The following is a 14,229-nucleotide window of genomic DNA, read 5'->3' on the forward strand; positions in this document are numbered from 1 at the left end:
CTAGGACGCGTTCGGCCCCCGGTGCTCCGCGGCGATGCCGAAGCGCTGCTGTTCGCGGCGGGCCGACGTCGAGGTGCCCACCGTCGACACGGAGCTGATCACGGGCTCCTCGGCGGGCTCCGGGGCCTCGCCGAGCTCTTCGAGTCGCCGCAGGTCAGCGGCCGATACCAGGGCGACGAGCGGCTTGCCGTGCCGGGTGACGACGACCCGCTCCCCGCCGTAGACGACGCGGTTGATCAGGTCGGCGAGCTCTGCTCGGGCTTGCGTCACCGGAATCTCGTAGGCCATGCCCCCATCATAACGTCACGTACGTCCTGTACATTTTTTACAGATGGCCGCCCAGGAGACGAGGACGTCATGACCGCCGCACGCCGCCCCACCGCCCGCTACGTCCTGCCCGAGCTCACCGAGCGCACCAGCTCGGGCGTACGCACGCAGGACCCGTACTCCAAGCTCCTCGAGGAGCGGATCGTCTTCCTCGGGACACCCGTCGACGACACCTCGGCCAACGACGTGATGGCGCAGTTCATGTATCTGGAGCACCAGACGCCGGACCGGGACATCTCGCTCTACATCAACTCCCCCGGCGGCTCGTTCAGCGCGATGACCGCGATCTACGACACGCTCCAGTACGTCTCCTGCGACGTGGAGACCGTCTGCCTGGGCCAGGCCGCCGGTACCGCCGCTGTCCTGCTGGCGGCGGGCACGCCGGGCAAGCGGTCCCTGCTGCCCGGCTCCCGGGTCCTGATCCACCAGCCGACGGTCACCGAGCCGATCCAGGGGCAGACCTCGGACCTGGTGATCCAGGCCGACGAACTGCTGCGCACCCGCGCCCTCTTGGAGGAGCTGCTGGTCCGGCACACCGGTCAGAGCCCCGAGCGGGTCGCCGCCGACATCGAGCGGGACAAGATCCTCGACGCGCACGAGGCCGTCGCGTACGGGCTCGTGGACCGGGTCGTACCGGGCCGCCGGGGCGCGCAGGACTCCGCGCCGGGCGCGAGGTGAGCCGCGCATGCTCCCCGAACTGCCGCCGCTGCCCGCCCTGACGCGCGCCGAGGGCGAGTTGATCGACCGCTACCTGGAGGCCGTGGACCTCCTCGGCCGCATCAACCCGGCCCGCTCCACCACCACGTACGGCGGACTCCGCGCCGCCCAGGCGCTGGTCAGCAAGGCGACCCAACTGCGGGACGCGCTGGCCCTGATGCACCAGCGCGGCGAGAGCGAGGTGCACGCCACGACGCTCGCCCAGGCCCTGCGGGTGCTGGACGGCGAACGGCGGTCACAGCGCGTCACCGTTCCGCCACAGTCCGGGGGTTGAGGGCCCGCCGGCGGCCGGCGCGCGGCCCATCGAGCGCCGCGCGCGCCGCGCCGCACCGTCCGGTCGCGGCGTGAAACGGACCAGACGTGGTCCCCCGATCAGCGTAGGCGGGCCTCGGTCCGGACGCGGTCCAGAGTTGCGCAAGGTTTGTACGCGCGCACCGGAATACGTGATTCCGGTGCTGGTCGAGCGATGCTCTGCCGTCGCGCCGATTTCCCCCATTCACCGCTGTCCACCCGAACAGGTCAGTCGTGAGGAGCCTCACAAACTGCCGATTCGGCTCGGAATTCTCGGGGTTGACGGGTCAAGATCCCTTTCGACGACAAGCCCCCGCCACCGCGGCGGGGCGGTCCGGGCGGACGCCGAGTCCTGCCGCTGCCCGGATGACCGGTCGACGAAGAATGCATCGGCAGGAGTGGAGGACCCAGGCACGACGGGCCACCGGGCTTGATCCGGACGGCCCTTGGGGTGAAGCCGCACACCGCGGCCGGGCAACTTCGCCAGCCCGAATCCGACAGGTCATCCTTCACAGGCGGTTGACGAAGGGTTGCGCATGACTGCGCTGAATCGTGTTCCGTTGCTCACCAGGGCCGGCGCCGCGTCGGCACTGACGCTCGCGGCGGTGGGCGGGACCATCGTGGCTCCCGGCCTCGCAAGCGACGCACAAGCGGCTACGCACGCATCGAAAGCGCTCAAGGTAGCGGCCTCCAAGAAGGGCTCTCCGTACCGCTATGGAGCGGTCGGACCGCACCGGTTCGACTGCTCGGGCCTGACGCTGTACTCGTTCAAGAAGGCCGGCAAGAAGCTGCCGCGCACCGCCGCGCAGCAGTACAACAAGACCCGCCACATCTCGAAGTCCCGGCGGGCCCCCGGCGACCTCGTGTTCTTCCACTCGGGCCGGAGCGTCTACCACGTCGGGATCTACGCCGGCGGCGGCAAGATCTGGCACTCGCCGAAGACGGGTGACGTGGTGCGGAAGCAGAAGATCTGGACCAAGAGCGTCTGGTACGGCAGGGTGCGCTGACCCCCGGCCTCCCGGCCCTTCGGCCCTGCGGAACCGCAGATCCCTGGATCTGCGGTTCCCCTGCCACGGTTGAGGCGGGCGGGCGCGGCTACTCGTGTGCCATGCCCGCCCGCCACCTCTGTACGGACCGCAACGAGACGCCTCTTCAGCGGGCCGACCGCAATTTCTCCGAGCTGCTCCAGGAGTTGAGGGTCACCCAGACCGGCGTCCAGATCCTCTTCGCGTTCCTGCTGTCGCTCGCGTTCACTCCGCGCTTCCCGTCGCTCGACACCGTGCAGCGCGGCACGTACGTCGCCACGCTGCTGCTCGCGGTGCTGGCCGCCGCCCTCTTCACGGCGCCCGCCGCCCTGCACCGCGCCCTGTTCCGGCAGGGTGCCAAGCCGCTGGTGGTACGGGTCTCCTCCCGGCTCGCCGGGGTCGGCATGGGCGTGCTCGTGCTCGCCCTCGGCGGGGCGGTGCTGCTCGTGGTCGACGTGACGGCGGGCCGGGCGGCCGGGGTGGGCGCGGGCGCGGGGACGCTCCTGGTGTGCGGCGCGCTGTGGGGCGTGCTGCCGCGTCTGGTGCGGCGCGCGGGCCGCTCGTCGCGGCCGGTCCGCCAGGGATCGGTGCGCCTCAGCCGAGGAGCGGTTCACACAGCAGGGCCAGACCGAGGGCGGCGAGCGCGGTGCCGGTGAGGCCCTCGATGGCGCGGGCGGTGCGCGGCCGCCGCAGCCAGGTCCCGAGCCGGTCCACGAGGAGGGCCACCACCTGGAACCACAGCACGGCGAGTGCCACCACGATCGCCGCGAGGAGCAGGGTGCGGGGCATCGCCGGGCTGCCGTCGGGCACGAACTGCGGCAGCACGCTGAGGAAGGTGAGCGACGCCTTCGGGTTCAGGGCGTTGGTGAGGAAGCCCTCGCGCAGCCCGCCCCGCACGTCCGCCACCGCCACGGCGTCCGGAGCCTCTGCCCGCGTCGTCCCGCGCGTCCGCACCCACCCTTCGAGCGCCCGCACCCCCAGGTACAGCACATAGGCGCCGCCCACCAGTTGGAGCGCGCGGAACAGCGCCGGTACGGACGCGAGGACCGCCGCGACCCCCGCGACCGCGAGTGCCGTGTGCACGAGCAGCCCGGCCGCGATGCCGAGCGCGCAGACGGCGCCGGCGCGGCGGGAGACGAGGGCGTGCCGCACCACGACGGCGAAGTCGGCGCCCGGCATGGCGACGAGCGCGGCGGCGAGGCCGGTGAAGGCGAGCAGTTGAGCGTCCATGGGCCCAGCGTGCCTGGACCGGGTCTTCAGCAGGTATGTGGAATATCCTGGGTCTGGCTTAAGCAGACGTTTAGGCTCAGCACGGCCGAGGAGAGTCCCGTGTACGACCCGACGCGCCTCGCCGCCCTCGTCGCCGTCTCCGAGGCCGGTTCGATCACCCGGGCCGCCGAGCGCCTCGGCTACACCGTGCCCGCGCTCTCCCAGCAGCTCGCCAAGCTCGAGCGGGAGGCGGGCGCCGCCCTGTTGGTGCGCCACCACCGCGGGGCGCGGCTGACCGGTGCGGGCGAGCTCCTTCTCGCGCGGGCCCGGCGGGTGCTCGACGAGATGGAGCGGGCGCGGCACGAACTGGCGCAGGTGGCGGGGCTCTCCGGCGGGCGGCTCCGGCTCGGCACGTTCACGACCGCGGGCATCCATCTGCTGCCGCCCGCCCTGACCGCGTTCCGGCGCGCCCACCCGGACGTGGAGCTGACCGTCACGGGCTATGAACCGCCGCTCGGCATCGCGGCGGTGGCGGAGGGTGCGGTGGACCTCGCCCTCACCCACTTCTACCAGCCGGCGGAGCCACCGCAGTTGCCCGCCTCGCTGGGCCAAGAGACCGTCCTGGTCGAGGAGTTGGTCCTGGTGACCGCGCCGGGGCACGTGCTGTCGAGCGGGTCCGCGCGGCTGCCGCTGGCCGAGCTCGCCGGGCAGCCGCTGATCAGCATGGCGCCCTCGCACCCGTACCGGACGGTGGTGGAGTCGGCGCTCGCCCGCGCGGGCGCCACGCCCTCCGTCCGCGTCGAGACGCCCGGGTACGCGCTGGTGAGCGCCCTGGTGAGTGCGGGGCTCGGCGTCGCCGTCGTACCGGAGATGGTGGCGCGGACGGCGCCCGCGCCGGTCGGGGTGCGGGCCCTCGAGCCGGGCGATCTGCGCCGCGTCATCTCGGTGGTGTACCGCGCCGACGAGCCGAGCCCCGCGACGGACACGTTCCGGGCCCTGCTGCGCAGCGCGTTCGGGCGCCCCTGAAAAGGGGCGATGGCGATGGTCGACTGCGCGCTCAGCTCTGGACCGTGGCCGGGGTCCAAGGGAGGCTGATCCAGACCGTCTTGCCGCCCTCGGACGTGGGCTGGACGGTGAGCTTGCCGCCGCACTCGGCGGTGAGCCAGCGGATGATGACCATGCCGCGGCCGTTGTCCTGCTGGACGGCGGCGGGCAGCCGCTTGGGGTAGCGGGGGTGGCTGTCGGTGACGCCGATGCGCAGTCGCTCGTCGCGGTCGAGTTCGAGGTCGACGGTGAAGGTGGGTGACTGGCCGAAGGTGTGCTGCACGGCGTTGGTCGCGAGCTCGGAGACGATGAGGCGGACCGTGTCCGCGGTCTCGCCGTCGCTCGGCAGCCCCCAGTCGGTCAGAACGTTTGAGACATGTTTGCGGGCCGCGGAGACCGAGGCAGGATCGCTCGGCAGAGTGACGGTTGCTTCTTGATGGTCTGCCATGGCGTCGCTGTCCCTTTCCCACCGGGCCCGGACGCCGACGCATGACGGATGGCTTCGAGGACGGCCCCGGACTGGTGCTTCGGCCAGCCTGCCACTCTCGTGCCGTTCACGCGTGGCGATCCACCGAGATGTGCATATATCTGTCGCTCAAAGCGGTGAACTCTGCTACGGCCGACCGTATTTGGGCACCAGACTGGCGCTTCCTCCACGGTCGCCGGGAACACTCGACCGTACCGCCGGTCCGGGCCGAAATGGAGCCATGATGAGCCGGATGGAGCCGGAAGGAGACGGCCATGCAGTACGGACCCGCGGTGCGCCGCCGCAAGCTCGGTGCCGAGCTGCGCGCGCTGCGCCAGGAAGCGGGGCTCACCAGCGGCGAGGCCGCCACCCGCGTCGGCTGGCACCAGTCGAAGGTGAGCCGCATCGAGACCGGGCGCAGCGGCGTGAAGCCGGACGACATGCGCCTGCTCCTCGAGGCGTACGAGGTGAAGGACCCGAACCTGCGCGAGCTGCTCGTGGCGCTCGCGGGCACCGGTGACGAGGGCGGGCGCCACCACTGGTGGCACGCCTACCGGGGGCTGCTGCCGCCCGCGTACCGGGACTTCATCAGCCTTGAGTCACAGGCGAGTTGGGTGCGGACGCTGGAGACCTCGGTGGTGCCGGGGCTGCTGCAGACCGAGGACTACGCCCGCGCGGTGACCCGGGCGGCGCTCGACGGACTGCCGGACGCGCAGGTGGACGCCCTGGTGGAGGTGCGCATGGCGCGCCAGGACGTGCTGAGCGCGCCGGTGCCGCTGCGGCTGAGCGTCGTCCTGGACGAGGCGGTGCTGCGCCGGATGGTCGGTGGGGAGCGGGTGCGCAACGGGCAGTTGAGGCGGTTACTGGAAGCGGCCGAAATGCCGCATGTACGGATTCAGGTCCTTCCGTTCGCCGCCGGAGAGCACGGTGGGCTCATCGGGCCTTTCGTTATTTTCTCATTTCCGAACATTGCTGATCTGGATGTGGTTGTTCTCGACCATTTGACGAGTAGCCTCTATCTCGAGCGGAAAGAAGACCTCCAGGCATACACCGATGCCTTCAACTCGGTGACCGCTCAAGCACTTTCGCCCGAGGAATCAACGGATTTCATCGCCGGGATAGGCGACGGCGCGTAAGGAGGCACCATGACCGCACTGCCTCGGCACGTACGTTCCAGCACGGCGCTCCGGGGTGCGCTGTGGCGGCGCAGCAGCCACAGCAATGGCATGAACAACTGTGTCGAGACCACCCAGCTCACCACCGGTGCGCTGACGGGCCAGGTCGCCGTGCGCGACTCGAAGGACACGGCGGGGCCCGCCCTGCTGTTCCCCGCCGCCAGCTGGGAGGAGTTCGTCAACTCCCTTGGGTAGGGGGGTGGTTGATCAGATACTTGTTGAACAGGTACCTGTTGAAAAGGTACTTGTCGAACAGGTACTTCAGGGTGCACTGCGGCTGATCACCCGTACGGCGTCGGCGATCTGCGTCTCGTCGAGGTCGGCGCGGGCGGTCAGCCGCAGTCGCGAGATGCCGTCCGGCACCGACGGGGGCCGGAAGCACCCCACGGCGAGCCCCTGGGCCCGGCACTCCGCCGCCCAGCGCACGGCCGCCTCCGGCGACGGCGCCCGTACGGACACGACGGCGGCGTCCGGTCGCACCGCCAACAGCCCCTCGCCCGTGAGCCGTTGATGCAGCTCGGCGGCGACCGCGCGGGCCCGCGCGGCGCGTTCGGGCTCCCGGCGCAGCAGGCGCAGGGCGGCGAGCGCGGCGCCCGCCGCCGCCGGGGCGAGACCCGTGTCGAAGATGAACGTGCGGGCCGCGTTGACCAGGTGGTCGATGACCTTCGCGGGGCCGAGGACCGCGCCGCCCTGGCTGCCGAAGGACTTCGACAGGGTGACGGTGGCGACCGTGTCGGCCGCCCCGGCGAGCCCCGCCGCCTGCACCGCGCCGCGCCCGCCCTCGCCGAGCACCCCGAGGCCGTGTGCGTCGTCGACGATCAGTCCGGCGCCGAACTCCCGGCAGGCGGCGGCCAGTTGGGCGAGCGGGGCCGCGTCGCCGTCGACGGAGAACACCGAGTCGGAGACGACGACGGCCGGGCCCGCGTGGGTGCCGAGCGCCTTGCGGGCCGCGTCCGGGTCCGCGTGCGGTACGACCTGGGTGGCGCCCCGGGCGAGCCGGCAGCCGTCGATGAGCGAGGCGTGGTTGTCCGCGTCCGACACGATCAGGGAGCCGTGCGGGGCGAGCGCCGTGACGGCGGCGAGGTTCGCCGCGTACCCGGAGGAGAGCACCAGGGCCGACTCGAAGCCGCAGAACTCGGCGAGTTCTTGCTCCAGTTGGGCGTGCAGCTCGGTCGAGCCCGTCACCAGGCGGGAGCCGGTCGCGCCGCCGCCCCAGCGCCGGGCCGCCGCGGCCGCGCCCTCGGTCACCTCGGGGTGGCGGGCCAGGCCCAGGTAGTCGTTGCTCGCGAGGTCGAGGAGCGGTGACTGCGCGGGGCGCGGGCGCAGGGTACGGACCAGTCCGGCCTGTTCGCGCTGCCGGGCCTGGGTGTCTATCCAGTCGAAGGGGGCGTGGGCGGGGGCCTGCACGTCCATCGGTCTCGTCACCGGTGCCTCCGGGTCGTCGCCCGCCGGGCCGGGGCGGAGCCGTGTGCACACGGGGGCCGTGCATGTTTACAGGCAACCGTGTTTGTAGACAGTGCACAGACCATAGCCGCGATTTCCCCTGGCCAGGGTGTGGCAAGAGCCACACGCCAGAGCGCGGCTCTTGTGTGAAGTCTCCATGGCCAAGGGGCCCGCGGGTGCGTAAGGATCAGCGCCATGGATCTCCTGAACACACTGGTGGACAAGGGTCTCCGGCGCGAACTGCCGACCCGGGACGAGGCGCTGGCCGTGCTGGCCACCTCCGACGACGATCTGCTCGACGTGGTCACCGCCGCGGGCAAGGTGCGGCGGCACTGGTTCGGGCGGCGGGTGAAGCTCAACTACCTCGTCAATCTCAAGTCCGGCCTGTGCCCGGAGGACTGCTCCTACTGCTCGCAGCGGCTCGGGTCCAAGGCCGAGATCCTCAAGTACACGTGGCTGAAGCCCGACGAGGCGTCCGAGGCCGCGGCCGCCGGGCTCGCGGGCGGCGCCAAGCGGGTCTGCCTGGTGGCGAGCGGGCGCGGCCCCACGGACCGGGACGTGGACCGGGTCTCCGAGACCATCAAGGCGATCAAGGACCAGAACGAGGGCGTGGAGGTCTGCGCCTGTCTCGGCCTGCTCTCCGACGGCCAGGCCGAGCGGCTGCGCGGGGCGGGCGCGGACGCCTACAACCACAACCTCAACACGTCCGAGGCCACGTACGGCCGGATCACCAAGACACACACGTACGCCGACCGGGTCGACACCGTGCAGAAGGCGCACGCGGCCGGGCTCTCCGCCTGCTCGGGCCTGATCGCGGGCATGGGCGAGAGCGACGAGGACCTGGTCGACGTCGTCTACTCGCTCCGCGCACTCGACCCGGACTCGGTGCCGGTCAACTTCCTGATCCCCTTCGAGGGCACGCCGCTCGCCAAGGAGTGGAACCTCACCCCGCAGCGCTGCCTGCGGATCCTCGCGATGGTCCGCTTCGTCTGCCCGGACGTCGAGGTGCGCATCGCGGGCGGCCGCGAGGTGCATCTGCGCACGATGCAGCCGCTGGCCCTGCACCTCGCCAACTCGATCTTCCTGGGCGACTACCTGACCAGCGAGGGCCAGGCGGGCAAGGCCGACCTGGAGATGATCGCGGACGCCGGGTTCGAGGTCGAGGGCGCGGACCAGGTGACGCTGCCGAAGCACCGTGCGGACGCGGTCGGGGCGGGGTGCGGTTCGCACGAGAGTGGCTCCTGCGGGCCGTGCGGTTCCGCCACCGAGCCCGCTGAGGCCCAGGAGGCCCAGGAGGCCCAGGAAACCGTCGAGGTGCCCGGGGCGCGCACGGACCTGGTGGCGGTGCGTCGGCGTGGTGCGGGGACGGATCTGGCTCCCAATGCCTGACGTCACTCCCGGCTCCGTCACCGAGATCCTCGACCTCGACCGCCGTCATGTGTGGCATCCGTACGGGCCCATGCCCGGCAGGCAGGACCCGCTGGTCGTCGAGTCGGCGAGCGGGGTGCGGCTGCGCGTCGCGGACGGCAGCGGCGGCACGTACGAGCTGATCGACGGGATGTCGTCCTGGTGGTCGGCGATCCACGGCTACAACCACCCGGTGCTCAACGAGGCGGCGCGCGGCCAGCTGGACCGGATGAGCCACGTCATGTTCGGCGGGCTCACCCATGAGCCCGCCGTCCGGCTGGCGAAGCGCCTTGTCGACATGTCCCCAGAGGGACTTGAGCATGTGTTCCTCGCGGACTCCGGCTCGGTCTCCGTCGAGGTCGCCGTCAAGATGTGCCTGCAGCACTGGCGTTCCCTCGGCCGCCCCGCGAAGCGGCGCCTGCTGACCTGGCGGGGCGGCTACCACGGCGACACCTGGCAGCCGATGGCCGTGTGCGACCCGGACGGCGGGATGCACGAGCTGTGGCAGGGCGTGCTGCCGCGGCAGATCTTCGCCGACGCCCCGCCGGCCGGCTTCGACGCCGACTTCGACGCGGCGTACGCGGACCATCTGCGTGAGCTGATCGCCCGGCACGCCGACGAGCTGGCCGCCGTGATCGTCGAGCCCGTGGTGCAGGGTGCGGGCGGGATGCGGTTCCACTCCCCCGCGTATCTACGGGTCCTGCGGGAGGCGTGCGACGCCCATGACGTGCTGCTCGTCTTCGACGAGATCGCGACGGGCTTCGGCCGCACCGGGGCGCTGTTCGCCGCCGAGCACGCGGCCGTCACGCCGGATGTGATGTGCGTGGGCAAGGCGCTGACCGGCGGGTATCTCACCCTGGCCGCGACGCTGTGCACGGCCAGGGTCGCGGACGGCATCTCGCAGGGCGAGGTGCCCGTCCTGGCCCACGGGCCCACCTTCATGGGCAACCCCCTCGCCACGGCCGTCGCGGGTGCCTCGCTCGACCTGCTCCTCGGGCAGGACTGGCAGGCCGAGGTCAAGCGCATCGAGACGGGCCTGGGCGAAACCCTCGCCGAGGCCGCCGAGTTGCCGCGCGTCCGGGACGTACGGGTGCTCGGGGCCATCGGCGTGGTCCAGCTCCACCAGCCCCTGGACGCGGCGGCGATGGCCGCGGCGACGCGGACGGCGGTGCGCGAGGGCGTGTGGCTGCGGCCGTTCCGGGACCTGATCTACACGATGCCGCCGTTCGTCACCTCCGACGACGACGTGGCGCGGATCGGGCGCGCGGTGTGCGCCGTGGCGCGGGAGGCGTGACGTGGCGATCGTGATCGTGTCCGGGACGGGCACCGAGGTGGGCAAGACGGTGGTCACTGCCGCGGTGGCCGCGGTGGCGCTCGGCGCGGGGCGCAGTGTCGCGGTGCTGAAGCCCGCGCAGACCGGTGTGGCGCCGGGTGAGCCGGGTGACACCGCCGAGGTCGTACGGCTGGTGGGTGGCGGCCTCACGACGGCCGAACTGGCGCGGTTCCCCGAGCCGTTGGCTCCCGAGCGGGCGGCCGCGCGGGCCGGGGCTGCTTTTGTACGGCCGCCGCAGATCGCCGAGGCCGCGGAGAAGCTGGCCGCGGAGCACGACCTGGTCCTGGTCGAAGGTGCGGGAGGGCTGCTCGTCCGCTTCGACGAGTGTGGCTCGACGTTGGCTGACGCTGCTTCTCTTCTTGGTGCCCCGGTCCTTGTGGTGGCCTCCGCGGGGCTCGGGACCTTGAACACCACGACTCTCACGGGGGAAGCCCTGCGCGCCCGCGGGCTGCGCCAGCTCGGCGTGGTCGTGGGCAGCTGGCCCGCGTCGCCCGACCTGGCGTCCCGCTGCAACGTGGCGGACCTGCCGGTGGCCGCGGGAGCGCCGCTCCTGGGTGCCGTGCCGGAGGGAGCGGGGGCGCTGGGTGCCGCCGACTTCCGTGCGCGGGCCGGGAGTTGGGTGGGGCCGGAGCTGGGTGGGGTGTGGCGGGCCGAGGGGTTGCCGGGCCCCGACGGACGCTAGTGGGGGGTGGTGGGGTGGGGACGCGGCGGTATGTCCGTCCTCGAAAAGCCGGGGGCGCCCCAGGGGGTCATGAGTACTGGCGTGGGTGGGGTGCTGTACTGCGGGCGGACATACCGCCGCGTCCCCACCCCACCGGCCGGTTGCCCGTCTGCAGGCCGGTGGGGGCTCTGTAGGCCGTACGGTTTCGAGGTTGCCGTTGTCGGGGGAAGGGACCTGCAACCGCCCCTCGGCCCTTTCCGGCCCCTCCGGTCTGTCCGGGAGTTGGGGCGACGGTCCGCCGAGGAGTTCCCATGGCACCACGCGAACCCGTCCACCACCCTGTCTTCGCCCGTCTCTACGCCCGCTTCAGCCCGCGCGCCGAAGCCGTCGTCGGGCCGCACCGCCGTGCGCTCCTGTCCGGTCTGTCCGGGCGGATCATCGAGGTCGGCGCGGGCAACGGGCTGAACTTCGCCCACTATCCGGCCTCGGTCAGCGAGGTCGTCGCCATCGAACCCGAGCGTCACCTGAGGACGTTGGCGGCCGAGGCGGGGCGGCGCGCCGAGGTCCCGGTGGACGTGGTGCCGGGCATCGCCGAGGCCCTGCCTCTCAAGAGCGAGGCGTACGACGCCGCCGTCGCCTCGCTCGTGCTGTGCAGCGTGCGGGATCTGCCCCGGGCGCTCGCCGAACTGCGGCGGGTGCTGCGGCCCGGGGGTGAGCTGCGGTTCTTCGAGCACGGGCGGGCCCCCGGTGGTTCGATGGTTCTCGCCCAGCGCGCCCTGGACGCGACCGTGTGGCCGCTCCTTTTCGGCGGCTGTCACTCGGGGCGGGACATTTTGGGGGCCCTTGAGGGAGCGAGTTTCGAACTGGGCTCGTATGAAAGGGCGTTGGTTCCGCCCAAGGGGCCCCGCGCGCCCACCTCGTACTGCGTGCGGGGCGTTGCCCGGCGGCCTATGGAGCCTGCTCCAGAGGCTGGCTGAGGTTCACGCGGTTGCCGTCCGGGTCCTTGATGTGGGCGACCCGCTGGCCCCACGGCATGTCGTTCGGCGGGCCGAGCACCTGGCCGCCCAGCCGCTCGACCCGGTCGAGGAGGGCGTCCACGTCCTCGACCGTCACGCTGATCAGGAGCCGCTGGTCCGTGCCGATCCCCACCTTCTCGTTCGACACCAGACCCAACTCACCTTCTCCGATGCGCAGTTCGACGAAGAACGTCGGGCCCTCCGGGGGCACCCGGTTGGTCTCCTCGGCGCCGAGCAGGGCGCGGTAGAAGGCAGCGAGTCGGTCCAGGTCCGGGGTCAAGATGATCGACTGGATGGCTGCGGGCAAGGGATCCACTCCTCCTGGTCCGTGAGCCCCGTGCGGGCTCGGTACGGGTCATGAAGGAGGACTGGGGCCCGGCCCGGAACTCATCGGTGATGGAGACGGAAGGCGCCGGAGGGGACGGGGAGCTCGGAGGGCTCGGAGAGCTCGTGGATTCACAGGCTCCACTGGCGCAGTTGTTCCGCTATGTCGTGCACGCTCACGTCCTCTTCCTTCACCACGCGCGCGAGGTCGCGCACCTGCTCCGGTGACGTGACCACCTTGAGGCCGCTCGCGACCAGGTACGCGTAGGCGACGGACGTGGCGAACAGGGCGTTCGAGCGCTCAAGTGCCGGGACGTGCAGGAGGAGTTGGAGGAGGGCGGCGGCGCGGTCGTGCGGGGTCTCGTAGACGGGCATGCCGAAGATCTCCGCGTCGTGCCTGCTGACGGCGGCGACGAGCGCGCCCCAGTCGGTGACCTGCGGGTCGCCGGGGGTCTTGTGTTCGGCGATCATCAAGAGCCAGGCAAGATCGATTCTGAGGTTCAACGGCTCAACGACGACCTTCGCGCCCGGTGCCGAACTCTTCCGCGAACACCGACTCGTACTGCTTCATGAAGTCGGCGGCCGCGTCCACGAACGTATGCCCCATCTCGCCCGCGTCCTGCTTCACCAGTTCCTCGATGTAGCGATTGACGCTCATGCCCCTCGACAGCGCGCGCTCGCGGGCTGTCCGGGCCGTGTCCTCGTCCACCCGTACGTTCAGCTGAGTCTTCGCCATCTTTTCAAGCTAGCGCCGGGACGCTAGCACCGGCAAGGGCGCCCGGACGGCGCACGATGACATGCGCTGCCTCTCTCGGCGGGATCGTGGCCCTTACATACGCCTCGACGCCCGACCTCGGACGGATACCGGTCCCCCGCTGCGCCCCGTACCCTCTGCGTACCCTGGCCGACTCCCTTCCAGAGTACGGGAGTTGGCGCGATCTCGCCCCGGGAGGACGCCTTGTCCACATCAGATTCCCGCGCCGCGTCCCGAGCCCGCGGGCTGACCAAGGCGTACGGCTCCGGTGAGACCACCGTGCTCGCCCTCGACGCGGTCGACGTGGAGATCGGGCGCGGGCGCTTCACCGCGGTCATGGGGCCCTCCGGGTCCGGGAAGTCCACGCTCATGCACTGTCTGGCCGGGCTCGACAGCGTCTCGGCGGGGCAGGTGTGGCTCGGCGACACCGAGATCACGGGGCTGCGGGAGCGGGAGCTGACCCGGCTGCGGCGGGACCGGATCGGCTTCATGTTCCAGTCCTTCAACCTCATCCCGACGCTCAGCGCCCTGGAGAACATCACGCTGCCGATGGACATCGCGGGCCGACGCCCCGACCCGAAGTGGCTCGAGCATGTGATCGACACCCTTGGCCTGCGCGATCGCCTCACGCACCGGCCCGCCGAACTCTCCGGCGGGCAGCAGCAGCGCGTGGCCTGCGCGCGGGCCCTCGCCTCGCGGCCCGAGCTGATCTTCGCGGACGAGCCGACCGGCAACCTGGACTCGCGGGCGGGCCTCGAAGTCCTCGGCTTCCTGCGCGGCGCGGTCGACGAGCTGGGCCAGACCGTGGTGATGGTGACCCATGACCCGGGCGCCGCCGCCCACGCCGATCTGGTGCTCTTCCTCGCGGACGGCAGGATCGTCGACGAGATGGCGCGGCCGAGCGCGGAGGCGGTCCTGGAGCGGATGAAGCGGTTCGACGTGGTGCACGCGGTGGCGGCGGCCCAGGACGGTGCGCCGCCGGACGGGCGGGAAGCGCAGGAGCGGTCGCCGCGTCCGGGCGAGCAGGGCTGAAGGGC

General features: G+C 71.7%; 19 protein-coding genes and 1 riboswitch. Of the genes, 12 read left to right on the plus strand and 7 right to left on the minus strand.

Annotated features, from left to right (window positions below; translation table 11 throughout):
• Positions 1-288 carry a type II toxin-antitoxin system Phd/YefM family antitoxin gene (locus tag ACQB60_RS39445; protein WP_496930909.1) on the minus strand — a complete coding sequence of 96 codons (288 nt, stop codon included), beginning with the start codon at positions 286-288 and terminating at the stop codon, positions 1-3.
• A gap of 69 nt (positions 289-357) precedes the next feature.
• Between ACQB60_RS39445 and ACQB60_RS39450 the strand changes: the two genes are divergently transcribed.
• The 4 genes from ACQB60_RS39450 to ACQB60_RS39465 all read left to right on the plus strand — a co-directional run bounded on the left by ACQB60_RS39450 (position 358) and on the right by ACQB60_RS39465 (position 3,016).
• Positions 358-1,005: an ATP-dependent Clp protease proteolytic subunit gene (locus ACQB60_RS39450; protein WP_496930910.1), complete on the plus strand. Its 648-nt coding sequence runs from the start codon at positions 358-360 to the stop codon at positions 1,003-1,005.
• Between the two features lie 7 nt (positions 1,006-1,012).
• Complete coding sequence (locus ACQB60_RS39455; protein WP_496930911.1) at positions 1,013-1,318, plus strand: hypothetical protein; 306 nt, start codon at positions 1,013-1,015, stop codon at positions 1,316-1,318.
• Positions 1,319-1,700: 382 nt separating this feature from the next.
• Positions 1,701-1,868, plus strand: a riboswitch (cyclic di-AMP (ydaO/yuaA leader).
• 3 nt (positions 1,869-1,871) lie between these two features.
• A complete protein-coding gene (locus ACQB60_RS39460) occupies positions 1,872-2,342 on the plus strand; it encodes a C40 family peptidase (RefSeq protein ID WP_496930912.1) in 471 nt (156 codons plus the stop codon).
• A gap of 101 nt (positions 2,343-2,443) precedes the next feature.
• Positions 2,444-3,016 carry a DUF6328 family protein gene (locus tag ACQB60_RS39465; RefSeq protein ID WP_496930913.1) on the plus strand — a complete coding sequence of 191 codons (573 nt, stop codon included), beginning with the start codon at positions 2,444-2,446 and terminating at the stop codon, positions 3,014-3,016.
• Here ACQB60_RS39465 and ACQB60_RS39470 read toward each other — a convergent pair.
• Positions 2,955-3,590, minus strand: a complete 636-nt coding sequence (locus ACQB60_RS39470) for a LysE family translocator (RefSeq protein ID WP_496930914.1) — start codon at positions 3,588-3,590, stop codon at positions 2,955-2,957. The genes ACQB60_RS39465 and ACQB60_RS39470 overlap by 62 nt on opposite strands.
• 99 nt (positions 3,591-3,689) lie before the next feature.
• On the opposite strand from ACQB60_RS39470, the gene ACQB60_RS39475 reads away from it, so the two are divergent.
• Positions 3,690-4,595 (plus strand): LysR family transcriptional regulator, encoded by a 906-nt coding sequence (locus ACQB60_RS39475; protein WP_496930915.1) that lies wholly within the window; start codon positions 3,690-3,692, stop codon positions 4,593-4,595.
• Positions 4,596-4,626: 31 nt separating this feature from the next.
• Here the strand turns inward: ACQB60_RS39475 and ACQB60_RS39480 are convergent, their stop codons facing one another.
• On the minus strand, positions 4,627-5,061 hold the full coding sequence (locus tag ACQB60_RS39480) for an ATP-binding protein (RefSeq protein WP_496930916.1): 435 nt from the start codon (positions 5,059-5,061) through the stop codon (positions 4,627-4,629).
• 293 nt (positions 5,062-5,354) lie between these two features.
• On the opposite strand from ACQB60_RS39480, the gene ACQB60_RS39485 reads away from it, so the two are divergent.
• Together ACQB60_RS39485 and ACQB60_RS39490 are read left to right on the plus strand one after the other, a co-directional pair.
• The gene (locus ACQB60_RS39485) at positions 5,355-6,215 is read left to right on the plus strand and encodes a helix-turn-helix domain-containing protein (RefSeq protein ID WP_496930917.1); all 861 of its coding nucleotides are present in this window, start codon (positions 5,355-5,357) and stop codon (positions 6,213-6,215) included.
• Positions 6,216-6,224: 9 nt separating this feature from the next.
• The gene (locus tag ACQB60_RS39490; protein WP_496930918.1) at positions 6,225-6,449 is read left to right on the plus strand and encodes a DUF397 domain-containing protein; all 225 of its coding nucleotides are present in this window, start codon (positions 6,225-6,227) and stop codon (positions 6,447-6,449) included.
• A 66-nt stretch (positions 6,450-6,515) separates the two neighbouring features.
• Here ACQB60_RS39490 and ACQB60_RS39495 read toward each other — a convergent pair whose 3' ends face one another.
• A complete protein-coding gene (locus ACQB60_RS39495; RefSeq protein ID WP_496930984.1) occupies positions 6,516-7,667 on the minus strand; it encodes an 8-amino-7-oxononanoate synthase in 1,152 nt (383 codons plus the stop codon).
• Between the two features lie 225 nt (positions 7,668-7,892).
• On the opposite strand from ACQB60_RS39495, the gene bioB reads away from it, so the two are divergent.
• The 4 genes from bioB (at position 7,893) to ACQB60_RS39515 (ending at position 12,075) form a co-directional block, all read left to right on the plus strand.
• The gene (gene bioB, locus ACQB60_RS39500) at positions 7,893-9,086 is read left to right on the plus strand and encodes a biotin synthase BioB (protein WP_496930919.1); all 1,194 of its coding nucleotides are present in this window, start codon (positions 7,893-7,895) and stop codon (positions 9,084-9,086) included.
• A complete protein-coding gene (locus ACQB60_RS39505) occupies positions 9,079-10,398 on the plus strand; it encodes an adenosylmethionine--8-amino-7-oxononanoate transaminase (RefSeq protein ID WP_496930920.1) in 1,320 nt (439 codons plus the stop codon). Before bioB ends, ACQB60_RS39505 begins: the two co-directional genes overlap by 8 nt.
• 1 nt (position 10,399) lies before the next feature.
• Complete coding sequence (gene bioD / locus ACQB60_RS39510) at positions 10,400-11,119, plus strand: dethiobiotin synthase (protein WP_496930921.1); 720 nt, start codon at positions 10,400-10,402, stop codon at positions 11,117-11,119.
• 290 nt (positions 11,120-11,409) lie between these two features.
• Positions 11,410-12,075, plus strand: coding sequence for a class I SAM-dependent methyltransferase (locus ACQB60_RS39515; RefSeq protein WP_496930922.1), 666 nt, complete (start codon positions 11,410-11,412; stop codon positions 12,073-12,075).
• Here the strand turns inward: ACQB60_RS39515 and ACQB60_RS39520 are convergent.
• The 3 genes from ACQB60_RS39520 to ACQB60_RS39530 all read right to left on the minus strand — a co-directional run bounded on the left by ACQB60_RS39520 (position 12,047) and on the right by ACQB60_RS39530 (position 13,174).
• Complete coding sequence (locus ACQB60_RS39520) at positions 12,047-12,421, minus strand: VOC family protein (RefSeq protein WP_496930923.1); 375 nt, start codon at positions 12,419-12,421, stop codon at positions 12,047-12,049. The two genes, ACQB60_RS39515 and ACQB60_RS39520, sit on opposite strands and share 29 nt — an antisense overlap.
• A 149-nt stretch (positions 12,422-12,570) precedes the next feature.
• A complete protein-coding gene (locus tag ACQB60_RS39525; RefSeq protein WP_384847753.1) occupies positions 12,571-12,909 on the minus strand; it encodes a fic family toxin-antitoxin system, toxin component in 339 nt (112 codons plus the stop codon).
• A 37-nt stretch (positions 12,910-12,946) separates the two neighbouring features.
• Positions 12,947-13,174 carry an antitoxin gene (locus tag ACQB60_RS39530; RefSeq protein ID WP_384847756.1) on the minus strand — a complete coding sequence of 76 codons (228 nt, stop codon included), beginning with the start codon at positions 13,172-13,174 and terminating at the stop codon, positions 12,947-12,949.
• Positions 13,175-13,396: 222 nt separating this feature from the next.
• Here ACQB60_RS39530 and ACQB60_RS39535 point away from each other — a divergent pair, with 222 nt between their 5' ends.
• Positions 13,397-14,224, plus strand: a complete 828-nt coding sequence (locus ACQB60_RS39535; RefSeq protein WP_496930924.1) for an ABC transporter ATP-binding protein — start codon at positions 13,397-13,399, stop codon at positions 14,222-14,224.
• Positions 14,225-14,229: the final 5 nt, after the last annotated feature.

Origin of the sequence: Streptomyces odontotermitis, from assembly GCF_050510915.1 — a bacterium.
Classification (GTDB): Bacteria; Actinomycetota; Actinomycetes; order Streptomycetales; family Streptomycetaceae; genus Streptomyces.